The organism is Nocardia rosealba, assembly GCF_020216065.1.
Taxonomy (GTDB): Bacteria; Actinomycetota; Actinomycetes; order Mycobacteriales; family Mycobacteriaceae; genus Nocardia; species Nocardia rosealba.
In genome coordinates this window covers 680,142-704,561 of sequence record NZ_JAIWNA010000003.1, presented here as the reverse complement: position 1 = coordinate 704,561, position 24,420 = coordinate 680,142, and the positions used below count along the sequence as shown (strand labels likewise).

17 protein-coding genes are annotated in these 24,420 nt (G+C 70.4%); 9 read left to right on the top strand and 8 right to left on the bottom strand.

Annotated features, from left to right (window positions below):
* Positions 1-387: 387 nt before the first annotated feature.
* Positions 388-1,185: a putative protein N(5)-glutamine methyltransferase gene (locus LDL21_RS16770; RefSeq protein ID WP_225280797.1), complete on the top strand. Its 798-nt coding sequence runs from the start codon at positions 388-390 to the stop codon at positions 1,183-1,185.
* Positions 1,186-1,239: 54 nt separating this feature from the next.
* On the opposite strand, the gene LDL21_RS16765 is transcribed toward LDL21_RS16770, so the two are convergent.
* Both LDL21_RS16765 and LDL21_RS16760 read right to left on the bottom strand, forming a co-directional pair.
* Positions 1,240-2,067, bottom strand: coding sequence for an SDR family NAD(P)-dependent oxidoreductase (locus tag LDL21_RS16765; RefSeq protein ID WP_181699150.1), 828 nt, complete (start codon positions 2,065-2,067; stop codon positions 1,240-1,242).
* A 30-nt stretch (positions 2,068-2,097) separates the two neighbouring features.
* Positions 2,098-3,672, bottom strand: a complete 1,575-nt coding sequence (locus LDL21_RS16760) for a succinic semialdehyde dehydrogenase (RefSeq protein ID WP_225280795.1) — start codon at positions 3,670-3,672, stop codon at positions 2,098-2,100.
* Between the two features lie 144 nt (positions 3,673-3,816).
* Here LDL21_RS16760 and LDL21_RS16755 point away from each other — a divergent pair, with 144 nt between their 5' ends.
* A complete protein-coding gene (locus LDL21_RS16755) occupies positions 3,817-4,497 on the top strand; it encodes a TetR/AcrR family transcriptional regulator (RefSeq protein WP_067491967.1) in 681 nt (226 codons plus the stop codon).
* On the opposite strand, the gene LDL21_RS16750 is transcribed toward LDL21_RS16755, so the two are convergent.
* Positions 4,458-5,405, bottom strand: a complete 948-nt coding sequence (locus LDL21_RS16750) for a DMT family transporter (RefSeq protein WP_225280794.1) — start codon at positions 5,403-5,405, stop codon at positions 4,458-4,460. The two genes, LDL21_RS16755 and LDL21_RS16750, sit on opposite strands and share 40 nt — an antisense overlap.
* Before the next feature lie 242 nt (positions 5,406-5,647).
* On the opposite strand from LDL21_RS16750, the gene LDL21_RS16745 reads away from it, so the two are divergent.
* The 3 genes from LDL21_RS16745 (at position 5,648) to LDL21_RS30070 (ending at position 9,889) form a co-directional block, all read left to right on the top strand.
* Positions 5,648-6,337, top strand: a complete 690-nt coding sequence (locus LDL21_RS16745) for a response regulator (RefSeq protein ID WP_181699156.1) — start codon at positions 5,648-5,650, stop codon at positions 6,335-6,337.
* A 14-nt stretch (positions 6,338-6,351) separates the two neighbouring features.
* Positions 6,352-7,359: a HAMP domain-containing sensor histidine kinase gene (locus tag LDL21_RS16740; protein ID WP_225280856.1), complete on the top strand. Its 1,008-nt coding sequence runs from the start codon at positions 6,352-6,354 to the stop codon at positions 7,357-7,359.
* 70 nt (positions 7,360-7,429) lie between these two features.
* Positions 7,430-9,889 carry a DUF4153 domain-containing protein gene (locus LDL21_RS30070; protein WP_308017138.1) on the top strand — a complete coding sequence of 820 codons (2,460 nt, stop codon included), beginning with the start codon at positions 7,430-7,432 and terminating at the stop codon, positions 9,887-9,889.
* An 83-nt stretch (positions 9,890-9,972) separates the two neighbouring features.
* On the opposite strand, the gene recD is transcribed toward LDL21_RS30070, so the two are convergent.
* The 3 genes from recD to recC form a co-directional block, all read right to left on the bottom strand.
* A complete protein-coding gene (recD, locus tag LDL21_RS16730; protein WP_225280792.1) occupies positions 9,973-11,985 on the bottom strand; it encodes an exodeoxyribonuclease V subunit alpha in 2,013 nt (670 codons plus the stop codon).
* Between the two features lie 232 nt (positions 11,986-12,217).
* Positions 12,218-15,577 (bottom strand): UvrD-helicase domain-containing protein, encoded by a 3,360-nt coding sequence (locus LDL21_RS16725; RefSeq protein ID WP_225280854.1) that lies wholly within the window; start codon positions 15,575-15,577, stop codon positions 12,218-12,220.
* 61 nt (positions 15,578-15,638) lie between these two features.
* Complete coding sequence (gene recC, locus LDL21_RS16720; RefSeq protein WP_225280791.1) at positions 15,639-19,151, bottom strand: exodeoxyribonuclease V subunit gamma; 3,513 nt, start codon at positions 19,149-19,151, stop codon at positions 15,639-15,641.
* 190 nt (positions 19,152-19,341) lie between these two features.
* Between recC and LDL21_RS16715 the strand changes: the two genes are divergently transcribed.
* The 4 genes from LDL21_RS16715 to LDL21_RS16700 all read left to right on the top strand — a co-directional run bounded on the left by LDL21_RS16715 (position 19,342) and on the right by LDL21_RS16700 (position 22,988).
* Positions 19,342-19,548 (top strand): hypothetical protein, encoded by a 207-nt coding sequence (locus LDL21_RS16715; protein WP_181698142.1) that lies wholly within the window; start codon positions 19,342-19,344, stop codon positions 19,546-19,548.
* Between the two features lie 77 nt (positions 19,549-19,625).
* A complete protein-coding gene (locus tag LDL21_RS16710) occupies positions 19,626-20,519 on the top strand; it encodes a serine hydrolase (protein ID WP_370465772.1) in 894 nt (297 codons plus the stop codon).
* Positions 20,520-20,579: 60 nt separating this feature from the next.
* Positions 20,580-21,998 carry an NAD(P)/FAD-dependent oxidoreductase gene (locus LDL21_RS16705; RefSeq protein WP_181698140.1) on the top strand — a complete coding sequence of 473 codons (1,419 nt, stop codon included), beginning with the start codon at positions 20,580-20,582 and terminating at the stop codon, positions 21,996-21,998.
* Positions 21,999-22,175: 177 nt separating this feature from the next.
* Complete coding sequence (locus tag LDL21_RS16700) at positions 22,176-22,988, top strand: hypothetical protein (protein WP_225280789.1); 813 nt, start codon at positions 22,176-22,178, stop codon at positions 22,986-22,988.
* 49 nt (positions 22,989-23,037) lie between these two features.
* Here the strand turns inward: LDL21_RS16700 and LDL21_RS16695 are convergent, their stop codons facing one another.
* Together LDL21_RS16695 and ureG are read right to left on the bottom strand one after the other, a co-directional pair.
* The gene (locus tag LDL21_RS16695) at positions 23,038-23,703 is read right to left on the bottom strand and encodes an urease accessory protein UreD (RefSeq protein ID WP_225280788.1); all 666 of its coding nucleotides are present in this window, start codon (positions 23,701-23,703) and stop codon (positions 23,038-23,040) included.
* A complete protein-coding gene (ureG, locus tag LDL21_RS16690) occupies positions 23,693-24,400 on the bottom strand; it encodes an urease accessory protein UreG (RefSeq protein WP_181698138.1) in 708 nt (235 codons plus the stop codon). The genes LDL21_RS16695 and ureG overlap by 11 nt, the downstream gene beginning before the upstream one ends.
* Positions 24,401-24,420: the final 20 nt, after the last annotated feature.

Genomic DNA, 24,420 nt, shown 5'->3' with positions numbered 1-24,420 from the left:
GCGCGAACCGCGCTCGAGACTCGCGCTTCGCGCATGCGCTTCGAGCGCTGTTCGCGCGGCCGGGCCGCTGCGCCGCTTCGCGGCGGACCCTCCTCGAGGTCGGGTCGGGCGGGGCTGGGAATGCGGTCATGGCGGACTCGAGTAGTGCCGTGTAGCTGGGTGTGCGGTAGGTGGCGGACTCGAGTAGTGCCGTGTAGCTGGGTGTGCGGTAGGTGGCGGACTCGAGTAGTGCCGTGTAGCTGGGTGTGCGGTAGGTGGCGGACTCGAGTGGCGCCGTGTCCTGGGAGTGCGGTAGGTGGCGCACTCGAGCAGTGCCGTGTGACCGGGAATGCTGACATGGCGGATTGGGGATTCGCAGCTGGTTGTTGGGGCGGGCACAATCGGCGGATGGGTATTACCGGGTCTGTTGATGTGGTTGCTGCTTTGCGGCGGGCGGGGTGTGTGTTCGCCGAAGAGGAGGGCGCGTTGCTGATCGAGGCGGCGGGTGCTGATTCAGCGCGGCTCGACGGGCTGGTGGCGCAGCGGGTTTCGGGGGTGCCGCTCGAATATCTGTTGGGGTGGGTGGAGTTTCGTGGGATGCGGGTCGGGGTGCGGGCGGGGGTGTTCGTGCCGCGTCAGCGGACTGCGTTCCTGGTCGAGCAGGCGCTGCGGGATGTGGCGGCGGAGTCGGTTCGTGTCGTCGATCTGTGTTGCGGTTGTGGGGCACTCGGGCTCACGGCTGCCACGGAACTGACCGGGCGTGGATGTTCGGTCGAGTTGATCGCCGCGGATATCGATCCGGTGGCGGTGGCGTGTGCGCGCGAGAATCTCGCTCCGCTGGACGCACCCGTGTACGAGGGTGACCTCTTCGACGCGCTCCCCACCGAGCTGCGCGGGCGCGTCGACGTACTCCTCGCGAATACACCGTACGTACCGAGCGCCCGCATCGCCGATCTGCCGCCCGAAGCGCGCGAGCACGAGCCACTCGTCGCACTGGACGGTGGCGACGACGGTCTCGCGATTTTCCGGCGGGTCGCCGAGGGGGCGGCGCACTGGCTGGCACCCGGCGGCTCGGTATACGTGGAAACCGGGACGGGACAGGTGGATTCGGCGCTGGCCGTGCTTCGCGAGCACGGATTGGCGCCCCGGGTCGAGCATTCCGAGGAGTACTACGCCACGGTGGTGATCGGCACCCGCCGGGACTGAGCAGACACAACGATGCCCCCGCCGACCATCGGGTCGGCGGGGGCATCGCGATGGCTACTTACGTCCGGTGAAGTGATCCATCGAGTGGTACACGCCGACCGCGTTGAGGTACAGATCGCGGATCTTGATCGGCAGCAGACCGGTGAGCGCGCGGTTCATCCGCGAGGTCCACGGCAGCACCACCAGGGCGCCACCGTTCTTCATCTCCCGCCACGAGGTGTCGACGACGTCGTTCTGCTCGAGCATGGGGGTGAACAGGATGCCCTTGGCGCCGTCGAACATGCCGGTGTTGATGTAGGTGGGACAGACCGTTGTCACCTTCACGTGGTCGTGTCCGGCCTGCTCGAGCTCGAGCCGCACCGAATCCGACCAGCCGAGCGCCGCCCACTTCGACGCCGCGTACACCGCCATGCGCGGGTTGGCGACCAGACCGGCCGAGGACGCGATGTTGAGGATGCGCGCCTGACCGGCACCGGCCACCATGCCGGGCAGGAACTCGAGGGTGACGTACATCGGGGCCAGCGAGTTGATCGCCATGGTCTTGTCGATGTCGGCGCGGTTCTCGGTTTCCCAGAAGTAGGTGTTGCCGCGCACGATCCCGGCGTTGTTGACCAGGATGTCGATGCCGCCGATCTCCTTGCGGACGGCCTCGCCGTTCTCGCGGATGGAGTCCTGCGACGACACGTCGACCACGTACTGATGCACCTTGCCGCCCTGCGCGGACAGCTGTGCGGCGGTCTCGCGCAAGGCGATCTCGTTGATGTCCCACAACACCACCGCGTCGGCACCCTCACGCACCGCGTGCTCGGCGAACAGCTTGCCAAGACCCATGGCGGCGCCGGTGACCAGCACCCGCTTGCCCGCGACCGATTCCATCTTCATGTGCTACCTACCCCTGCTCGTTCGTGCGCGCTACTTCTGGCGCAGCGTCTTCATGGCACCGAGAACCAGCGTCATCGTTTTGGCCCACAGCTGCTCGGACATACCGGGCAGCGGCCCGATCGGCAGCACGCGCTGCACCGCGACGGTCTGGGTGTCGACGTACTTCAGCAGGCCCTCGGGGCCGTGGCGACGGCCCTGTCCCGAGATCCCGAGACCACCCGAGGGTGCGTCGATGCTGCCCCATGCGGCGGCGAAACCGTCGTTGACGTTCACCGATCCGGCGTTGATCCGCGCCGCGACCTCGCGAGCCCGGTCCACGTCGCGGCTCCACACGCTGGCGTTGAGACCGTAGGCGGTGTCGTTGGCCGCCTCGATGGCGTCTTCGTCGGAGTTCACCTTGTAGACCGAGACGACCGGGCCGAAGGTCTCCTCGCGGTAGACCGTCATGCCGGGGGCCACGTCCACGAGCACGGTCGGCTCGTAGAAGTAGGGGCCGAGGTCGGGGCGGGGGCGGCCGCCGGCGAGGACCTTGGCGCCCTTGGCGACCGCGTCGTCCACGTGGGCGGTGACGGTGTCGAGCTGACGCTGGAAGGTCAGCGAACCCATGTCGCGGCTGTAGTCGAGTTCGCCGCCGAGCGACATGTTCTTGACGTTGCCGACGAATTCGGCGACGAACTGGTCGTAGACCGAGGCGTCGACGTAGATGCGTTCCATCGACTCGCACAGCTGACCGGCCGAGGAGAAGCACGCGCGCACAGCCACTTTCGCGGCCTTGGACACGTCGGCGTCGGCCAGGACGAGCAGCGGGTTCTTGCCGCCGAGCTCGAGCGAGTAGCCGATCAGGCGTTCACCCGCCTGCTGGGCGATGGTGCGGCCGGTGGCGCTGGAACCGGTGTAGTCGACGTAGTCGGCACGCGCGATCACGTCGCCGCCGATCTCGCGCCCGCGCCCGAGTACCGCCTGCCACAGCCCGCGCGGCAGACCCGCGCGCTCGGCGGCGTCGATGGCCCACAGGGCCGACAGCGCGGTCTGGTTGTCGGGGCGCGCGATCACCGCGTTGCCCGCGATCAGGGCGGGCAGGGCGTCGGAGGCCGACAACGCGAGGGGGTAGTTCCACGGCGAGATGACCGCGACGACGCCCTTGGGGCGGTTGTGCACGTCGACGGCGGTGAGCACCGGGAGCACACCGCGCGGCTTGCGGTCGGCCAGCAGTTTGGGGGCGACGGCGGCGTAGTAGCGCGAGTTCAGCGCGACGTCGGCGACCTCGTCGAAGGCGTGCGGGCGCGACTTGCCCGTCTCGGTCTGCACGATGTCGAGCACCGTCTCCTGCTCGGCGAGCACGATGTCGTGGAAGCGGCGGACGATCTCGACGCGCTGCTTGACCGGCACCTTGGCCCAGTCGCGCTGCGCGTGCCGGGCGACGGCGAACGCGCGGTCGATATCGGCGATCGAGGACTGGGGCAGGTCACCGATCTTGTGGCCGGTAGCGGGAGCGAAGACCTCGACCGACGGTGCGCCACCGGCGACGGCCCGGTCGAACAGAGGCTTGACCAGCGTTTTCGGCAGCGCGGTCGGTTCGGCGGTCAATTCGGGGGCGGTCGTCATTGTCGGCCCTTCTCCTCACCAGGTGGTCGCGCGGTGCAGGCGCGGATATTCGGCTATTTGCTGAACACTGGTGTTAGATTAATGCGTGGGCCCGGGTTCGTGTCAAGCTTTCGGCAGCGAGTTCGCCGACGGAGTGGAGGTGCGATGACCGAGGAGGCGACGTCGGTGCGTCGCGGTAGGCCACCGCAGACCCAGGAGCAGGCCGAGGAAGTGCGCGCCCGGATCGTCGAGGCGACCGCGGCGGTATTCGCGCGCAATGGTTCGCGCGGGTTGAGTGTCGCGCAGATCATCGAGCAGGCCGGTCTGGCGCGCCCGACCTTCTACCGGTACTTCAGCAATGCCGCCGAACCGTTGCGCGCGGTGCTCGACGCGAGCAACGACGGGCTGGTCGGTGGGATCAGCGCGGCGCTGGCCGGGACCGACGAGCCGGTGCAGCTGGGCATCCGGCTCATCGACGCCTATGTGGACTGGGCGCGCGGGCACGGTGCGATGCTGCGGCCGTTGTTCGCCGAGTTGCACGATCCGGGTTCGCCGGTGTCGGCCTATCGGGAACGCGCGCTCGACGACATCCGCGATCTGGTGCGCAAGACGTTCGGCGAGCTCGGCCGTACGGTGCCCGCGCCGCTCGATCTGGACGCGGCGCTGCACGTGTGCGAATACGTGGTGTACCGGCTCACGGCCGATGCCGAGCCGGGCAGCGATCCTGACCCGATCCTGGTGTCGGAGGCGAGGGTGACCATGATCCGCATCCTGCTGGTCACCCTCGGCACCCGCGACGACCTCGCCTACGCGATGGAACTGCCCGGTCTGTTCCCGGATTCCTGAGTACGCTGCGGGCGGCTCGCCGCGACGAGCGCGACCGACAGCAATGCCGCACCGAGCCAGCCCATCGGCGACAGGCGTTCGGCGAGCACCAGCACCGCCAGCAGAGTGCCGGTGAGTGGCTCGAGCAGGGCGAGCAGGGCACCTGTTCCAGCGCCGACACCGGTGAGACCGCGGAAGTACAGCGTGTAAGCGATCGCGGTGGGGAACAGTCCGAGCGCGAGAATCGTCACCACCGAGCCGGGGGCGAGATCGACGGCTCGTGTGGTGAGAACGGCCGGGACGGCGAGCACAATCGCGCCGATGGTGAATCCGACTCCAGTGGCAGTCACCGGGTCCAGGCCCGGCACCTCGGCCGCCGAGACCAGTGTGAGCAGCGCGAACGCCGACGCCGCGGCGACGGCGAGCGCCGCACCGAACAGCACCCCGGAACCGCCCGCACCCGGAGTTCCGACGAGCAGGACGAGGCCGAGGAGTGCGAGGGCGATGCCTGCCGCGCGGCCTGTATCGAGGCGTTGTCGGCCGGTGACGTATTCGAGCCCGGCGACGATCACCGGGGCCATGCCGATGGTGAGCAGCGTCGCCAGGCTCACCGACGACAGCGCCACGGCACCGAAATAGCAGCCCTGGAAAATCGGCGCGAGCAGGGCGATCGCGGCGATGCGACGCCAGGCTGGTCCACCGCGCGGTATCGCGCGCCGGGTGAGCACGCACAGCCCGAGCAGCAGCAGGCCGCCGACCGCCAGCCGCACAGTGGCGACCGCCACCGGTGACAGTCCCGTCCCGCGCTGGACCACGGTGCCGAGCAGTCCGCCGGTCCCCCACAGGACGCCCGCGAGAACGAGTTCGGTGATGCCTGCCCGGCGGAGTGCGGTGGGCCGGGACGCTCGCCCGGCAAGAAGAGAAGACATGAAAGCTCCTGCGACAGAAGGAATGAGTGGTCGCGAGAAGCGAGGTGCGGACATGCGGAACCGCTGTGCCGTCGACCCGACGGCGGGGGCCTGCCGACCCGCGCGGCGCGCGGGGGCACCTCGCTCAGGAGGTGGGCGGCGGGGTGCAGCGGAAACGCGGGTTCACCCGGCCGAGGGTACTCCACACACGATCTCCACATTTGGCGACGCAACCCTCCACACCCGGTCGCTAGGGTCGCAGCATGGAACTCAGTGGGGGTACGGCGCGGCGGGTCCTCGTCGTCGACGACGAGGTGACGATCGCCGAGTCGGTGGCGGCGCGTTTGCGCGCCGAGGGATTCACCGTCGACCTGGCGCACGACGGTCCGGCGGCAGTGGCCGCCGCGGCGGCGGGGGAACCGGATCTGGTGGTGCTCGATGTGATGCTGCCCGGCTTCGACGGTCTCGAGGTGTGCCGGCGGATTCAGGCCGAGCGTTCGGTGCCGGTGCTGATGCTCACCGCGCGCACCGACGAGACCGACCAGCTGATCGGGCTCGGTGTCGGTGCCGACGACTATCTGACCAAACCGTTCTCCATGCGGGTGCTGGCCGCCCGGGTGCACGCGCTGCTGCGGCGGGTGGACCGGGCCACCGAACGCGGCGACAGCAGCATCGTCGTCGGTGATCTGCGGATCGATCTCGCCGAGCGCCGGGTGTGGCGGGGCGAGGCCGAAGCACGGCTCACCCCACTGGAATTCGATCTGCTCACCCGGTTGGCGCAGCGGCCGCGTGCGGTGCTGGCCAGGGAGCGGTTGCTCGAGGACATCTGGGACTGGTCGGACGCGGCGGGCACCCGGGCGGTGGATTCGCACGTGAAAGCGTTGCGGCGCAAGCTCGGTGCCGACCTCATCCGCACCGTGCACGGTGTCGGCTACGCCTTGGACGCGCGATGAGCGTGCCGACCGCACTGGACCGGATCGCCGACCGGTTGCCTCGCCCGCTCGACCCACTGCGCTCGATCAAGCTGAAACTCGCTGTGCTGATGGTCTGTTCGGGTGCGGTTGCGTTCGCCTACTTCTGGTTCCGGATCGGCTGGTTGCCGACGTTCACCACCCTGACCGCCATGTTCATCGCGTTGGTCACCTCGCAGATCCTCGCGCACGGCATCACCCGGCCGCTGCGCGAGATGACGGCGGCGGCCCGGCGAATGGCCCAGGGCGACTACAGTTTCCGGGTGCGGGCGTCGTCGCGGGACGAAGTGGGCCAGCTGGCGACCGCGTTCAACCAGATGGCCGCCGATCTGGCCGCCGCCGACCGGCAGCGCCGCGATCTCATCGCGAATGTGTCGCACGAATTGCGCACACCGGTCACCGCGCTGCACGCCGTACTCGAGAACATCGTCGACGGGGTGAGCGACCCCGACCCGGCCACCCTGCGCACCGCGCTGGCACAGACCGAACGGCTCGGGTTGCTCGTCGCCGAACTACTCGACCTGTCGAGCATCGAAGCGGGGGCCAGTCCCCTGGATCGCGAAACCCTTCCGCTGACAACACTTCTGACAGAGGCCATTGCCGAGGCCGAGGTGATGACGGCCGCGCTGGGTCGCGGGGTGCGGTTCACCACGACGGTCGAACCGGCCGACGCGGTGGTCCTCGGTGACCGCTCCCGGCTGCACCAGGTGCTGTTCAACCTCCTCGACAACGCCGCCCGGCACGGGCCCGCAGGCGGTGAGGTGCGCGTGACCGCCCGCGCCGATGCCGACACGGTGGTCCTCGAGATCCAGGACGACGGCCCCGGCATCCCGGAAGCCGACCGCGCCACCGTCTTCGACCGTTTCACCCGGGGCGGACGCACCGACGGCGGCGGTACCGGGCTCGGCCTCGCCATCGCCCGCTGGGTCGTCGACCTGCACGGCGGCACGATCGCGGTGGCCGACCCCGGCTCGCGCATCCGGGTAGTCCTGCCCACCTCCTGACTCGCCCACATCACCACCCCCGACCACTGGTCCCGGGGGCGGACGAGCACACCTATTTTCGAGGGGAAACATGACGAAATCGACCACAGAGCGGTCCGGCGAGGACAACGAACTTCCCGATGCCACACCGAATCCGGCGGACTCTGCCGGGTCAGGTGCGGAACGCCGAGACTCTCCCGCACCAGAGGCCCGAGTCGAGCCGAGCCCAGAGGCAGGCCCCGACGCCCTCGCCGTGCCGGACACCGCCCGATCCGAGGCGAAACCCGATGCCGCCCCACCCGGCGCGAAGGAGCAGAGCGAGCTCGGAGCGTCGCACCACGGCGCCGATTCCGGCGATTCGACCGCGAATTCTGTTGCGCAGAAGGGCAATCAGCCGTCCGATACCGCGCAGTCCGGTGATTCGGACACTGCAACTGCCGATTCCGGCGCTGACACCACCGCCCAGGCGCGCGAACCTGTCCAGTCCGATTCGACCCCCGCACCCGATAGGGCCGCGCCCAACGGACCACCTGGCCCCCTGACCAAGCCGACGACGTCTCCCGCCGACCGGTCGGCATCGGGCACTTCCACTCCCCCGTCCTGGACGTCCGGCTGGCAGGCAGCCGCCGTGGAACCGATGTCGCCAATCCGGCACACGGCAGCACCACCACGTCCCCCGACCCCACCGCGCTGGCGCCGCGTCGCCCGCCCGTCCGGCGTCCTTCCGGCCGCAGCGCTCGTCGGCGTCGTCGGCGCCACGGTGATCCCCACCGACCGCCCCGGCATCGGCTGGCTCCTCACCGGCACCGCCATCACCGCCGCCCTCTGCGCCGTCGACCAGCGGGCGCGCAGAAGTACCACGCGAACGTCGGAGCGAATTCCTGGTGCCGCCAAGGGCGATTCAGCGAATCCCGGAGAGAAGCCGGTGGCCGCGGACTCGACGACGGCGCCGAATGCGACCGGCACCCGAGTCGTGGACGGCTCGCGGACCGAGCAGACGAAGACCATCGCGCCCTCGATGCCCGCCACCGCGACGCCCAGCGCACGCTCGGATACATCTAGGAGCGCAGCCGCGGAATCAGAGGCCGACACCAACACGGCCGCGCGCGCGAGCACCGAGATTCCTGCGGGAACCGGTGCGAATGCGGGCACGCGCCCGGGTGACAGCGCAGACGCCGGCCCAATTGCGAGTGCGGAATCCGGTGCGAGTGGGGTGACGGCTCCTGAGGTTGTGACTGCTGGTGGGGACAGCGGGATTGCCGGGGCCGGTGCGGGTGTCGTTGGTGCGGGACGGGGCGGACGGTCCGGGGGATCGGTCGTGCGGGTGGTGCAGCGGGTGGCGTTGCGGTGGGGGCGTAGTTGGTGGGTCGGGTTGGCGCTGGTTCTGTTGGGGGTCGGGGCTGTTCGGGCGGCGGGGTGGTTGTTCGCGTGGTGTGTGATCGGGGCCTGTGTGGCGGGGTCGTTCGCGGTGTTGGGGCGGCGGAGTACGCGGGGTGTGTGGTTCGACATGATCGCGGTGCCGATCGAGTCGTTCGTCGCTGTGCCGTGGGCGTTCTCGGGGGTGCGGCAGGCCGGGACGACCGAGTTGTCGCGGGTGCGGCGGTACGGGGTTTCGGTGGCCGCGACGGCAGTGCTGCTCGTGGTGTTCGTGCCGCTGCTCGGTGGGGCCGACGCGACGTTCGCGACGCTGTTGAGCGGGCTGGTGCCCGAGGTGGACTCCGCTGCCGCATGGGAGTGGCTGGTGCTGTTCGCCGTGCTGGGCATGGGCGCGTTGGGTGCGCTGTATCTGCTGGCCGGACCGCTGCCCGCCGCCGGCGAGACCGTCCGGCCGAGGCGGTTGTGGACGCGCAGTGAGTGGGCGTTGCCGGTGGCGGTGCTCGCGGTGTTGTTCGGGGTGTTCCTCGGTGGCCAGTTCGTCGCCCTGTTCGGCGGCGACGACTACGTGCAGCGCACCGCCGGGCTCACCTACGCCGAATACGCGCGCAGCGGGTTCTGGCAGCTGTCGGCGGTGAGCATCCTCGCCCTGGCGGTGATCGCCACCGTCCTGCACTTCTCGGCCAAGGACACCGCCGCCGACCGGCTGTGGGTGCGGGTGCTGCTCGGTGTGGTCAGCCTGCTGACGCTGATCATCGTCGTTTCCGCGCTCGGCCGCATGTGGACCTACCAGCAGGCCTACGGGTTCACGGTGCTGCGCCTGCTGGTGTCGATGTGTGAGCTGTGGGTCGGGTTGCTGTACGTGCTGATGCTGGTCGCGATCGGACGGCTGCGGTGGAGCTGGGTGCCGCGCGCCGCCGTCGGCACCGCCTTGGCCACGCTCGTCGCCCTCGCGGCGATCAACCCGGAATACCTTGTCGCCGAACGGAATATCGCCCGGTGGGAACAGAACGGGCGGCTCGACACCGCCTACCTCACGACCCTGTCCCCCGATATCCTCCCGGCCCTGCGCGGGCTCCCCGACCCGCTCCGGGCCGAGATCGAGCCGAACATCCGCAGAGGCCTCGACGACGACCCCTGGTGGGCCTGGAACCTCTCCCGCAGCTCCGCCCGCTGACCTGGGCGCTCGATCACCACGCTCTGATGGCGGGGTTTCAGCCCGAAATCCCGCCACCGGAGCGTGGTGATCTCGATCCGACGTCAGGTGGCGAGGGTGGTGCGGGTGAGACCGCTGGCGCGCAGGACGCGGCGGGCGATGGCGGCGCGGATGGCGTCCTCGGTACCGATGATGCGCACGTGGGTGCGGGCGCGGGTGATCGCGGTGTAGAGGAGTTCCCGGGTGAGGAGCGTGGATTCGGGTTCGGGCAGGACCACCGAGACGGTGTCGTACTGGCTGCCCTGGCTGCGGTGGATGGTCATCGCGAAAACCGTGACGACCGAGGGGAATTGGGTGGGATGCACGAGGTAGGGCTCACTGCCGCGTTGCAGGGCGGCCCGCAGGGAACCGTCGGGGCGGCGGATGATGACACCGGTGTCGCCGTTGTAGATGCGCGCCTCGTGGTCGTTGGCGGTGACGAGCAGCGGTTGACCCGGATACCACACCGCTTGCGGCCCTTCGGGTCCCGCGCCACCGGCAGCCGCCCATTCGGCCGCCATCCGATCCCACCGCTCGACACCGAACGGGCCCTGCCGATGCGCGCAGAGCAGACGATGTGATTCCAGCGCGCCGAGCGCACCGACCGCGTCACCGGCTTCCGCAGCCTCCGTGACTGCGAGCGCGGCGGTGGTCACGTCGACGCGCACCGCACGGATATCGTCAGGACCACACAGTGATACGTCGTCTCCCCCGGCGCGCAGAATCGCCAATGCAGCATCGGCATCCCCGGCACGCACGGCGACAGCCAGATCCGCGATCCGCCCACCGAAGCGCCGCCCACGGGTCAGTCGCACGATGCCACCCTGCAGACGCCGCATCTCCAGCGCACTGAGCGAATCGACTTCCTGCGCAGGCGAATTCGCGGGCATTCCTTCGCCGTCAGCGGCAGAGGTTCCGGCTGCCGCATCGGTCACAACGGCGGCGTCATCGCCGGAGGCGGTCTCTTCCCCCGCACGAGCCGCAGCGGATGCTGACCCGGTGCCGGATATCAGGAGTTCGCGCAGGGCCGGGTTCGGGACGCCGACGACCGGTCCGGCGACGAGGTCGGCCAGGACGGCGCCCGCGTCGACGGAGGCGAGCTGGTCGGGGTCGCCGACGAGGACGAGGCGGGTGTCGGGGCGCAGGGCCGAGAACAGGTGGCTCATCATCGTGAGCGAGACCATGGAGGTTTCGTCGACGACCACCACGTCGTAGGGCAGACGGTTGTGGGCGTGGTGACGGAAACGGGTGGTGCGGCCCCGTTGCCAGCCGAGCAGGCGGTGCAGGGTGGACGCGGTGAGCTCGGGGAGGCCGAGTTCGGCGGCCTGGTCGCGCACGGCTTCCTGCAGGCGGGCCGCTGCTTTGCCGGTGGGGGCGGCCAGGGCGATGCGCAGGGCGGGCAGTTTGGGGGTCGCCCTGCGGTGGGCCGTGAGCAGGGCCAGGATTCGGGCGATCGTGTGGGTTTTGCCGGTGCCGGGACCACCCGCGACGACGGTGGTCCAATGAGTGGCGGCCAGGGCTGCGGCGAGGCGTTGCCGGTCGGGGCCTTCGCCGAGGGGGTCGGCGAAGAGGCGGTCGAGTTCGGCACGCACGAGGGCGGTGTCGACGACGGGGTGGTCGGCGCTGCGTTCGACAAGTGCCCGGCGCAGCGTCTGTTCCTGCTGGTAGTAGCGGTCGAGGTAGAGCAGCGCCCCACCGTCGGCATCGGCCTCGACCACCCGCAGCGGACGCAACGGTCCGGCCTGACCACCCTGCACGAGTGGACTGGCCCGCAGCGCCGCGAGCACCCGCTCCGTCTCCGGCCACGGCAGTGTCGCGGGGTCGATTCCGGTTACGCCGTCACGACTTTCGTCGGCATCGACTCCGATCTCACGCATCCGCGCCAGCTCGAGACACACCGATCCCGACCGCACCGCACGCACGGCGAGCGCCGCCGCGAACAACACGTCCTCACTGTCCTCACGCCCGAGCCGCCCCAACCGCACGGCCACATGCACGTCGGCAGCCGACAGCACACCTGACTCGTTGAAGACCCGCAGCAGACCGGTCCCCCGCTGCGCCACCTGAATCGATGTCACCTTCTCGCTCTCCCACCGATCCGCCGCCCATAGGCGGGACGCTGGTCTTCGTCGCGGGTGCGGTCATCCGCCGACATCGCTGTCCTGGAATGTCCCCGCATGCCGAGGACCGGCCGCACGACCGTGTCGGGTCGAAGGTGCGGGTGCACTCCCCGATGCGCGTCCGGATCCGTCGGTGCGGATCCTTGGGCGTCGGTCGACCGGACGCACCCGGCGGAAACAGCTGCGCCCGTCATCGAGGACCCTCCCCGGCGAGCAGGTCCGACAGTGCCACAACGAGTTCGGCGGGTGGGTACCAGTCGAAGACGCCGTGGCCGGGTGGGGTGTCGGCGCCGATCATGCCTCGGACGAACAGGTAGCGGGCGCCGCCGAGGTGGCGGGTCGGGTCGTAGTTCGGGAGGCGCCAGCGCAGATAGCGGTGCAGCGCGACGGCATACAGCAACGCCTGCAACGGGTAGTGGGAGCGGATCATTTCCGCGAGCATGTGTTCGCGACGGTAGTGCTCGACAGTGAGGTCGCCGGTGCCGAGCCGGTTGGTTTTGTAGTCGACGATCACGTACTGGAATTCACCGTCGCCGGGGACCCGGAGCACGGCGTCGATACTGCCGGTCAAATAACCGCGCAGCACCGTCTCGGGTAGGGCTGCGAGGTGATCGGCATAGCCTGACAGGTCGTCGTCCGGTGGAAGGTGGGTGCGCAGCAGGGCGGCGATGTCACGCAGGGTGGCGGCCCGGCCGCGCGGGTCGTCACCGCCGCCGAGGGGTAGTTCGAACTCGAGCTCGTTGAGCCGGTCCCTGGTCGGGATGCGGGCCAGCGAGCCGAAATCGGCCGGCGTGCACAGGACTTGGAACAGTGCCTCCGACAGCAGGTCGACATCGAGTTCGGCCATGGTGTGCTCGACCGCTTCGGCACACCGCGCGCGCACCTCGGCCGCGAGGTCGGTGACGGAGGTGTCGACCGTTTCGAGCACGCTGTGCACGAGGGTGCCGAATTCGGCACCGTAGGGCAGGGCGTTCATCAGCGACGGCGCCGCCGCGACCACCGTCGGCACGTCGAGCGGCGGGGTGTCCGGTTCGTCGTCGGGACCCGGCCCGTCCTCGGGTTCGCTGTCGTTGACCGAGGCCAGGTCGTGCGCGCCCGCGGTGAGGGCCGAGTAGGAGGTGCGCCGCCACAGCTGGTCGAGGGGCCGGTCGAACTCGGCGGCTGCCAACTCACCGGTGGGTAGTTCGGTGCGTACCCGGCGCGGCGCCACGTTCTCGGGGCGGTCGACCGCCGTCACCGTGATCACGTCGGCGGCCGGGGCAGCCCATTCCGAAAGGCGTTGCAGGGCAGCCGCGTCGGCGGGTATCTCGGCACGCCTGGGTACCTGCGACGCACCGGGACGACGGCCGAGGATCATCCGGTGCAGTGGCGCGGCACCCGTGGTGACGGCGGGCGCCCACCAGGTGACCACCTGACACATCGCCCGGGTCGCCGCCACATACAGCAGCCGCAGCTCCTCGCCGGATTCCTCGGCCTCGCAGCGCAATTGGCGTTCGCTGTAACCGGGGGCGTCCTTGCCGCCGATGTCGAGCACCCGGGTGCCGTTGTCGTCGTGGAACAACAAGGTCGCCGGGTAGGGGTTCTTGGCACTGTCCCACGCGAAAGGCAGGTACACGATGGGGAATTCGAGTCCCTTGCTGGCGTGCACCGTGGCGATCTGCACGGCGGCGGCGTCACGGTCGAGGCGGCGGCTGCGACCGCTCACCGAACCCGCCTCCGGGTCGCGGACCCGGTCGGCCAGCCAGCGGGTGAGGGCGGTCAGACCGAGCCCTTCGGTGTGGGCGACTTCGTCGAGGAGACCGGCCAGGTGACGCAGGTCGGTGAGTTCACGCTCGCCGTTGTCGACGGCGAGCAGCCTGGGCGCGAGTTCGGTTTCGGTCGCGAGTTTGTCGAACACGGCGGCGAATCCGGCGCGGGCGAACAGGCGGGCCGCCTCACGCAGCTGTGTGGAGATCCGCCCGACGAGATCGGCACCACCGGCATCGATCTCGGCGAGCGTGACGCCGAGGATCGGTGTGCAGGCCGCCAACCGCACGCGGTCACCGCGATGAGGTTGCTCGAGTGCGCGCAGAACCCACAGCCAGTCGGTGGCGGCCCGCGTCGCGAAAACACTTGTGCCACCGGCGAGGACGGAGGCCACACCGACCCGGTCCAGGGCGGCGCGCACCACGTCGATCTGAGTGCGGGTGCGCACCAGCACCGCGATGTCGCCGGGACCGATCGGTCTGCGCACCCGGCCGTCGCCGACCTCGGTGAGCGAATAGTCCGCGCCGCGTTCGGGTTTGGCCTCGATGCTGGTACCGGATTCGAGCAGCGTGACGATGTCGGCGGCGAGATCCTCGGCCACCTTCGCGCGCTGCCTGCCGACCGACGGGAACCCCGACTTGTTCCGCGGCCCGGCACCGGTGCGCGGCAGTACCCGCAGCCGCAACGGGGTGACGACCTCCGGGTCGCCGTGCAACCAGGTGTCGGCGCGGGTCGCGGCGACCGGGTACACGCTGATCTCCGGATGACCAAGTTCCGCGCCGCCACAGAGGTGATCGATCGCGCGCAGCAGTCCGGCATCGCTGCGCCAGTTGCGGGTGAGTTCGCTGCGCTGTCGCGCGTGCGCCACCGCGTCGAGATAGCTGAGTACCTCCGCGCCACGGAAGGCGTAGATGGCCTGTTTCGGGTCGCCGACCAGCACCATGGTGGCGTGTTCGTGGAAGGCGCGGCGCAGGATGTCCCACTGCAACGGGTCGGTGTCCTGGAATTCGTCGACGAGCGCCACCCGGTAGCGCTCGCGGATACGGGCACAGGCCGCGCGACCGTGCACCGGGTCGGCGAGCACGTCGTGCAGCAGCACGAGCAGGTCGTCGAAGTCACGCAGTCCCGCACGGCGTTTGCGGCGGTCGGTTTCGGCGCGCACGGCGGTCGCGAACGCCACCCGTTCGCCGGCGGCGCCCTCGGTACGTGGCGCGAGTTCGGCGTGCCGGTCGTGGACGGCGGCCAGCGCGAGGATGTGGGCGTCACGCAGGGTGAAGGGGGCGCGGTCGCGGGCGTAGCGGGCCAGGTACAGGTCGTCGGTGACGGTTGCGACGAGGTCGTCGACCGATTCGACCAGCCGGGCGCCGGGGTCGTGTTCGCCCGCCAAGCCGAGTTCGTCGAGCATGCGCTGGCAGAACGAGTGTGTGGTGGCGATGGTGCCCGCGTCGAAATCGGCGAGAGCGGCGAGCAGCCGGCGGCGACGCAGCTGTACCGTCGCCGGGTCGGCTGCGGCGAGGGCCCGCACCAGTTCGTCCGGATGTGCCTGTGCCGCAGCGGGTTCGGCGAGTGCGGTGGCAACGGTGACGAACCGGTCCCTGGTGCGTTCGCGCAGTTCCTGGGTGGCGGCACGACTGAATGTCACCAGCAGCAGTTCGGTGATCGAGATCCCCTGCTCGGCCACATACCGCACGGCCAGCCCGACGATCGCATGGGTTTTGCCGGTCCCCGCGCTCGCCTCGAGCACGGTGGTGCCCTGCGGCAGCGGTCCCGCCGCATCGAATGCCTCGGTCGGCGGCGCCGACATCGTGCCCGTCACCGCCCCGCCCCTACGGAGGACCGAGACGTCGATATGGACGGCGATGTCGTCACGGTTGCCCCTGACTCTCGGCGGCGAGCAGCGGGGCCCACCAGCGGCGGGCGACGGCGCCGAATCGGGTGGTCTCCGGTTCGCCGGGGCGGGCGGGTTCGGCGGTCAGCTGCTCGAAGCGTGGTGCGCGGCCCCAGATGTAGCGCAGGTAGCGGTCGGTGTGGTCGCCGAATTTGTCGGGACCGTTGGGGCCGCCGTCGAAGGCGTGTTCGGCGGCGAGCAGGGCGTCGGCGACGCTGTCACCCCGGAAGCGGCGTTCGGCGTAGGCAGCGGTGGCGGTGGGGGCGACGGGCAGGGGTTCGCACAGGCCCTCGTCGCGCAGGCGGACCAGGTCGCGCAGGATCGCAAGGGCCGCAGGGGGTTCCGGGGCGGTGATGATCGACCGGGCGACCGGGCGACTGCGGAACTGACCGCGCCCGGTGCTGATCGCCCGCCACGAGCGGTCCTCGGTGGCGGCCAACGCGAGCAGCGAAACCCACGCCGCGAGACGGTGTTTGGGGGCCAGACGGGAGTACGTGGTGCGGACGAGGGTTTCGCCACGAACTTCGGGGACGGTACCCGCCAGGGTCCGGCCGTTGCCGAGGTCGACGGCGATGTCGACGGCGCGCGGGTTCGCCTCGTAGTCGGGCAGGGCGGTGCGCACGATGGTGTCGACGGTGCCCTCCACCTCGTCGAGCACCCGGGTGCCGAAACCGAAGGGCGGCAACGTCCCCCGTCGCCATTCGGCCGCACGCAATCCCGCCGGGTCGGCGCCGGTGAGGCGGGCGGTGAGCATCCGCTCCCCCAGATCCCACTTGGCCAGGCCGTCGAGTTCGATGGGCAACTGGTCGGCGATGTCCTCGGATTCCTCGGGGACCCGCAGGCCGAGGCGCTGCCACAGGAACGCGCGCACCGGGTGTTCGGCGAACGCGATCAGTTCGGCCAGTGCCACGTCCGCGGGCGGGGCGGGCGGGAGTGGTTCGGCGAGCAGCGGTGGGCGCGGGCGGGACGGACGCGCGGCAGCCCGGGCGCCCGCGAGCGCGACGGTGTCGAAGCTGCGTGGGCGCTCCGGTGCGAAATTGCGCCGGTCGAAGGCCTGGAGCGGATGCCGGATGTGCACGTGGGACATCGCGGCCGAGCCCACGTGGGTGGCGAGCACGTCGAGTAGTTCGGCCACCGGGACGGCGGGCGGGCGGGGTGCACCGGTGACCGGGTCGGCGCCGGTGTGCAGCACAAGCAGCTGTTCGGTGGCGGCCATGATCGCGTCGAGCAGCAGTTGCCGGTCCTCGCTGCGGGCGTCGCGTTCACCGATCAGCGGGTCGCGGGCCAGCAGGTCGTCGCCGTCGACGCTGCCGGTACGCGGGAAGATGTCGTCGTCGAGGCCGAGCAGCACCACCACCCGGTGCGGCACCGATCGCATGGGGACCAGCGAGCACACCGTGAGTTCGCCGGTGCGGAAGTTGGCGCGCCCGGGTGCACCCGCGAGCCGGGAGGTCAGCAGCACCGCGACATCGGCCAGCCGCAGCGGCGCGTCACCCGCGTGCTCGGTGGCGGCGACGATCTCGCGGCGCGCTTCGGCCCGGATCCAGGAGTAGGAGTCCGGCACATCGGTGAGCAGCTCGAGCGCGCGCAGCAGCACCGCCGTCCATTGCGCGGCGGGACGGGGGCCGCGCAGGTCGCGCAGGCAGACCGCGACCCGGTCGACGAACTCGGCGAAGCGGCCCGCCAGGTCGACATCGTTGGAGTCGACATCGTCGAGGGGCAGGGCAAGGTCGAGCCAGTCGTCACCGGACTCGTCGGCGGTGACGCCGAGCAGAATGCGGTCCACCGCGGCATTGAGAGTGTTCTGGGCGAAGTCGGCCAGGCCGAACGCCTCCCGCTGGCGCTGCCCGATACCCCAGCGCGCACCGGACTCGGCCGCCCAGCCACGCAGCCGTTCGATGTCGTCCTCGTCGAAACCACAACGGCGGCGCACGCTTTCGGCGGCGGCCAGGTCGAGGACCTGCGTCACGGTGACGCGCCCGTCGGCCAGTTCGAGCAGATCGATCACCACCGCGAGCATCGGGTTGGTCACCGCCCGGCCCCGGTCGGCCAACCGCACCCGCAACTGATGGGCCGGATGTTCCCCGGCTACGGGCTGGTCCCCCGCGCCCGACCCACGCTGCCCGAAGGCTGCCCGCACCAGCGGGGCGTAGGCCTCCACGTCGGGGCACATGATGAGCACGTCGCGTGGTTCCAGCGTCGGATCGGCGGTGAACGTGCGCAGCAACAGATCCCGCAGCACCTCGACCTGCCGGGCCGCACCGTGACAGGCGTGCACCTCGATGCTGCCGTCCGGCACCGCCCCCACCGCCGGGGCATGGTCGTCGCGGATCGCGCACTGCACCCGGCCGAGCAGGGTCGTCGAATCGAGTCGGGCCGGGAGATGACTATCGCTGTCCAGCAACGGGTTCAGCCGCTGCTCCAGCTCACGGACATCGCGGCCGAGGCCGGTGAGCAAGGGGTGCGAAACGCGATCCGCGGTCCGATCGGCAGACCGAGGCGACGCCGAGAACTGCCGAACCCCAGCTGGATTCGCCTGCGCCGACCCATCCCCATCAGCGACCGGATCCGAGCCGCCCCCGACCGGTGGACCACCGCTCGCCGAGTCACCCGCACCATCGACACCACGCGCAGCCGCAGCCGTGCTCGGCGAAGCCGTACCGGACTGCGGAAACGAGGCGTTGCCGGTCGCATCGCGTCCGGCAGCATCGGCGAGTGCCGTCCACAGCACCGGACTCGGATGTGCCAGCCACAGGTGCACATCGCGATGGGTGGCGAGGGCGGTGAAGACGGCGAGCTGGTCGGCGGGCAGACGGGTGAGGCCGAACAGCGACAGCCGCTCGGGCAGGTCGACGCAAGCAGGGTCGGTGCGCAGCCGGGCGCAGGCGTCGGCGAGGCGTTCGGCGGGGCTCGGAGAGCCGATGGCGGTGCGCAAGGCACGCCACAGCCGCGGCTGCCAGGCCAGGTCGTCGGGCACCGGGCCGCCCGCGCCGTCGGTGTCGAGGCCCGCGACCCAGTCGAGCAGCACACGCGGGCGCTGGGCGGCGTAGGAGTCGAACAGGGCGGCCAGGTGGGCGGCGGTCGAATAGCGCCTGCCGAGCCGGTGATCGCCGCCGGGCAGCCCGAGGTGGCGGGCCAGCACCGCCGCCCACGGTTCGGCGGCCACCTCGTCGATCACCCGCAGCACCGACCACACCACCCGCTGCCCGGACCACGGGTCGTCCTCGGCGGTGATCCCGTTCGCGGCGGCCAGCACGTCGGCGACCAGCGCGGCAGGTGAGGGGAAGGAGATGTTGGCGGCTACCCCGTCGCCCGCGCCGCCCACGCCGAGCACACCGGACAGCCGTTGCGCCAGCCAGCGCTCGACACCTTTCGCGGGAACGGCGACCACCTCGGTGGCGAAAGGATCACCGGGCGCAACCGCGAGCACCTGCCCGAGACCGTCGGCCAGCGCGTCGGCGCGTTCGGCGCGATGGAGGTGCAACGGCATCCGTCGTTTATACGCCCAGCGACCGACCCGCAATCATGCGACCCCGCCCGCACCCCCGGCAAGAGCTAGTGAAATAGACCACACTGCAACGCGTTACCGGCCACGCCTGCGCCGGGACGAAACCGGGGCGTGGGACTCTGCTGGCTCGGGTGGGACGGTTCGGCCGCGGTACGAAAGGCGGGTTCGGTTCATGATCGCGCAGGTGATTGCCCTGGTTCCCGACGGCGGATTCGTCGTCCGCCGCGCGGGCGCCCGCTGGGAACTCATCAATTCCCGGCGCTACGGCCCCGATCAGGTGCTGCACTCGTGGCCCCTCGATCGTCACGGCGAGGCGTTCGAGCACTGCCACCGGCTCAACGGCTGCCCCATCGCCACCCCGCACGCCGCGCATCACTGATCGCAATCCCGCTGTGCCACAAGGCCGATTTGTGACGATTCGGCAGCGAAGGGTGCGTATGAGCCGCCGATGTGCCAGTGTGGTGCCTCGTGCGTGACCGTTCCCCCGCCACCCGCGTCGTTTCCCGGGTCGCAGCAACAGCTTGTCTCCTCGCCGCCGCGGCCGCCCTCACCCCGGGCGTCCCGGTACTCACCGCTACCGCGCAGGCCGCGCCGGTCCTGACCCAGGCGTGCCTGTCCGGATTCGACTGCGACATGAGTGCGCGGATCGCGAAGGTCAACAGCTACCTGGCCGGCCGTCCCGGCGTCGTCGGCTACGTGCTGCGCGACCGCGTCACCGGCGGCATCTACGCCAACGAACACGCCGAGAACCAGGTGTGGACCGCCTCGACGATCAAGCTGGCCATCGCCGCCGACCTGCTCAACCGGGCCCGCGTCGGCGCCATCGCGCTGTCGCCGGAGGACCGCGGCAATATCGAGGCGATGCTCGCCACGTCCAACGACCAGGCGACGGATGTGCTGTGGCACAAGTACATCGGCTTCGACCGGATGGCCTACAACAACGCCTTCCGCGCCTACGGCATGGTCAGCCTGATCCCGCAGCCGACCAACACCGCGCTGTTCCCGGACTGGTCGTTCCAGAAGTGCACCGCCGCCGACCTGGACCGCCTGATGAACACCATCCTCGACACCATGCACCCCGACGATCTGGCCTACCTGCTCGACCGGATGCGCTCGGTCGACTCCAACCAGCACTGGGGTGTGTGGGGCGCCGGTGCGGCGATGCGTCCCGGCCTGAAGAACGGCTGGTCGGCCGAGGCCGACGGCTGGGTGGTGAACTCGGTCGGCGTCGCGGGCGAGGGCGAGCGCTATACCCTGGCGATCATGAACGCACTCGGCGCCGACGGCGGCTACACCGAGGGCGCCGAGACCGACACCAAGGTGGCCCAGCTCCTGCTTGCGGGTCGCTGAGGCGTCACGTCCCGTAAGGTCGGTTCTGTAATCACCCCAGTCAGCCGAGGAGTCAGGACGATGAGCACTCAGTCTGTCGGGAACCAGCGGCACCGCGTGGTGGTGATCGGTTCCGGGTTCGGCGGGTTGTTCGGTACCCGGCACCTGCGCAGGGCCGATGTCGATGTCACGCTGATCTCCAAGACGTCGACCCACCTGTTCCAGCCGCTGCTGTATCAGGTGGCCACGGGCATCCTGTCGACCGGCGAGATCGCCCCGGCCACCCGGCTCGTGCTGCGCAAGCAGAAGAACGCGCAGGTGCTGATGGGCGACGTCGTCGACGTCGACCTGGACAACCAGACGGTCACCTCGCGCTTGCTCAACCGCGACACGGTGACCCCCTACGACAGTCTCATCGTCGCCACCGGCGCGCAGCAGTCCTACTTCGGTAACGACCACTTCGCCACCTACGCGCCCGGCATGAAGACCATCGACGACGCCCTGGAATTGCGTGCCCGCATCCTCGGCGCCTTCGAGCAGGCCGAGCTGGCCGAAACCCAGGAGGAACGGGACCGGCTGCTCACCTTCATCGTCGTCGGCGCAGGCCCGACGGGTGTGGAGCTGGCCGGGCAGATCGCCGAACTCGCCGACCGCACCCTCGACGGCACCTTCCGCACCATCGACCCGCGCGACGCGCGGGTCATCCTGCTCGAGGGCGCGGGCGCGGTACTCGGCCCGATGGGTCCGAAGCTGGGTGCCAAGGCCGCCAAGCGGCTCGAGAAGATGGGCGTGGAGATCCAGCTCAACGCCATGGTGACCGACGTCGACGCGCACGGCGTGGTCGTCAAGGACAAGGACGGCAGCACCCGCCGCATCGAGGCGATGTGCAAGGTGTGGTCGGCGGGCGTGCAGGCCAGCCCGCTGGGCAAGATGATCGCCGAACGTTCCGACGGCACCGAGGTGGACCGCGCCGGTCGCGTCATCGTCGAGCCCGATCTCACGGTCAAGGGTCACCCGAACGTCTTCGTGGTCGGCGACCTGATGTCGGTGCCCGGTGTGCCCGGGCAGGCCCAGGGTGCGATCCAGGGTTCCACCTACGCGGCCAAGGCCATCAAGGCCGGGCTGAAGGGGCAGACCCCGGCCGAACGCAAGCCGTTCAAGTACTTCAACAAGGGCTCGATGGCGACGATCTCGCGTTTCGACGCGGTCTGCCAGATCGGCAAGCTCGAGTTCAGCGGGTTCCTCGCCTGGCTCGCGTGGCTGGCCCTGCACCTGTACTACCTGGTCGGCTACCGCAGCCGGATCGTCACCGTGATCGGCTGGTTCGTCTCCTTCCTCGGCCGCAACCGCGGTCAGATGGCGGCGACCGAGCAGTGGGTGTTCGCCCGGTTGGCGATCGAGGAAGTCAACTCCGACGTCTCCGAGGCCGACGAACTCGCCGCCCACCTGGGCGCCCCGCCGTCGGGGCGCAAACAGGTCGACGAGCGCAAGTCCGGGTAGCACGTCTGCGCGAAAGCCGGGTGGTTCCGTCGAACCACCCGGCTTTTGTCGTCTCCGGTTACCTTCCGGCACACCGATATTGCGGGTTGCCGACGTTTCGGACCCATCCGCCCACGGCACCGGTCCGAATGTCGGAGGTCATATGTGTGACCAAATCCCCCGGATGAAAGGTGATCTATGGCGACGGGGAAACACAGGGCGCCGAGCCCGCAGCGGCAGAAGGTCGGTTCGGTCGTCGCGGCGGGAGCAGTACCCCTGGTCATGGCCCTGATCGGCACGGGCACCGCGAATGCCGATCCCGCGCAGGCGGCGGTGACGCAGCCCGAACAGCCGATCGCACCGGAGTACGACGCGGTCGCGCCCAATGCCGCCCCTTACGTGACCGCGCCGAAACCCGCGAACACGCGCAGCTCGCTGCCGTGGGCACGCACGGGCCCGGAGACCGATTACCTGTCTCCGGTCGGCCCGCTGCATCTGCCGACCGCGGTGGCGCCGGTTCCGCCGATCCTGCCGCCGCCGGGCCAGTTCCGCTTCGGTGACCAGCAGGTTCCGGTGCCCGACTTCGTTCCGGTCGAGACGTCGATCCAGATCAACGACGCCTCGGCGGTCACCGAGGCGAATCTGGCGACTTTCCTCGACTCGGTCGGGCTCGAGCGCAGCCGCTCGGACCGGATCGCCGAGTCGACCATCGGTACGGCGGCACGGGGCGCGGCGGTCGGTTCCACCGTGGCGATCCCGGCCGCGATGATGGCGAGCACGGTGGGTGCCGTGGCCGGGTTGGTCGCGGGCGTGGTGTTCCTGCCGGTCGGTCTCGTCGCGGGACCGATCCTGGGCGGGATGGCCGGCTACATGGCGGTGTCGGTGCCCGCGACGGTCGTCGGCGCCGGGGTCGGCGCGGCGGTCGGGGCCGCGAACGGCTTCCTCGCCCCGCCGCGCGGGGTCACCCCCGACGCGGTCGACGCCGAGGAATCCGAGCTCGTCCAAGCCTGACCCGCAGACGTGGTGGGAGTCGGATACGTCCGGCTCCCACCACTTTCGGTTATCCCACAGCTACCGGCGTGCGCAGGCGGGCACTGGTGCGCGTCGCCAGCGAACCGCCCGCGGCCAGCGGCAGGCGGACCGCGTCCAGGCCGCCGGTCCACGCGGGCCGAGCGTCGGGGTAGACCAGTTCACTGTCGATCGCGCGCGGCGCGTCGAGGCGATCGTCGGCCGACGCACCCGCCCCCAATTCGAGACGATGCCGCAGCAGCGGCACCTCACCCACGTCGGCCACGAGATCACCGCGCCACCCGCCGCCGTCCTCGCCGCTTCGACCGAGCTGGACGCGTTCGCGCAATCGCAGTTGCGCGTCGGCGGCCAGAACGACGGTGGTCACCATGTGGTGGTGGGCGCCGCCCGCGACGATGGTCGGTTCCGGATCGAAATCCAGGACGCCGCCCGCCCCGACCTCGAAGTACCACCGCGCCGACGACATCGGGGTCGCGGCACTCGGCAACGCGATCGTCGCCGCCACCGAGCGCACGACCAGCCGCGCACCCGGCCGCACCACGATGCGGATGTCGAGTTCGTCCCCGCCGAGCGGGGTGGCGGCGGTGCCGATCAGGTGCACGGTATCGGCGCCGGTGTGGCGGCCGGCCAGGCCGCCGACCGCGTCGATGCGCGGCAGCAGGCCCGGCGCGGCGACGATGCTCAGTTCAGTGCGCAACGCCCGCGGCCGCGTCCTGCTCGGCGACCACGCGCAACTGTTCGCGCACCCAGGCGAGCACGGGGGTGGCGGCCGGGTCCTCGGTGAGCGAGATCAGGGCGGTCGGCCTGCCCTCGCGCACCTTGGCGGCATCGCGCTCCATCACGCCGAGATCGGCGCCGACCAGCGGGGCGAGGTCGGTCTTGTTCACCACGAGCAGGTCGGAGAAGGTGACACCGGGGCCGCCCTTGCGCGGCACCTTGTCGCCGCCCGCCACGTCGACGACGAAGATCTGCACGTCGATGAGACCGGAGGAGAAGGTGGCGGTGAGGTTGTCGCCACCGGATTCGACGAGGATCAGGTCCAGCGGCGGGTTGGCCGCGACCAGGTCGTCGATGGCGTCGAGGTTGGCGGTGATGTCGTCGCGGATGGCGGTGTGCGGGCAGCCGCCGGTCTGCACGGCGGTGATCCGCTCGTCGGGCAGCACCGCGTGGCGGCGCAGGAAGTCGGCGTCCTCGGTGGTGTAGATGTCGTTGGTCAGCACCGCGAGCGAGAGCTCGTCGCGCAGCTGCCTGCACAGCGCCGCGACCAGCGCGGTCTTGCCCGAGCCGACCGGGCCACCGATCCCGACGCGCAGCGCCTCACCGGGAACCCGATCGCGCTTGGGCCGGTCGTGGCTGTGATCGTGCGGTTCACCATCGATCAGGTGCGGCGGCATGGGAACTCCTTCATCTCGGG

Bases quoted from the DNA above. Each gene is read 5' to 3' on its own strand.
- LDL21_RS16770 (WP_225280797.1), top strand. From the start codon at position 388: ATGGGTATTACCGGGTCTGTTGATGTGGTTGCTGCTTTGCGGCGGGCG.
- LDL21_RS16765 (WP_181699150.1), bottom strand. From the start codon at position 2,067: ATGAAGATGGAATCGGTCGCGGGCAAGCGGGTGCTGGTCACCGGCGCC.
- LDL21_RS16760 (WP_225280795.1), bottom strand. From the start codon at position 3,672: ATGACGACCGCCCCCGAATTGACCGCCGAACCGACCGCGCTGCCGAAA.
- LDL21_RS16755 (WP_067491967.1), top strand. From the start codon at position 3,817: ATGACCGAGGAGGCGACGTCGGTGCGTCGCGGTAGGCCACCGCAGACC.
- LDL21_RS16750 (WP_225280794.1), bottom strand. From the start codon at position 5,405: ATGTCTTCTCTTCTTGCCGGGCGAGCGTCCCGGCCCACCGCACTCCGC.
- LDL21_RS16745 (WP_181699156.1), top strand. From the start codon at position 5,648: ATGGAACTCAGTGGGGGTACGGCGCGGCGGGTCCTCGTCGTCGACGAC.
- LDL21_RS30070 (WP_308017138.1), top strand. From the start codon at position 7,430: ATGACGAAATCGACCACAGAGCGGTCCGGCGAGGACAACGAACTTCCC.
- LDL21_RS16725 (WP_225280854.1), bottom strand. From the start codon at position 15,577: ATGTCGGCGCCGCCGACCGAGGCATTCGATGCGGCGGGACCGCTGCCG.
- recC (WP_225280791.1), bottom strand. From the start codon at position 19,151: ATGCCGTTGCACCTCCATCGCGCCGAACGCGCCGACGCGCTGGCCGAC.
- LDL21_RS16715 (WP_181698142.1), top strand. From the start codon at position 19,342: ATGATCGCGCAGGTGATTGCCCTGGTTCCCGACGGCGGATTCGTCGTC.
- LDL21_RS16705 (WP_181698140.1), top strand. From the start codon at position 20,580: ATGAGCACTCAGTCTGTCGGGAACCAGCGGCACCGCGTGGTGGTGATC.
- LDL21_RS16700 (WP_225280789.1), top strand. From the start codon at position 22,176: ATGGCGACGGGGAAACACAGGGCGCCGAGCCCGCAGCGGCAGAAGGTC.
- ureG (WP_181698138.1), bottom strand. From the start codon at position 24,400: ATGCCGCCGCACCTGATCGATGGTGAACCGCACGATCACAGCCACGAC.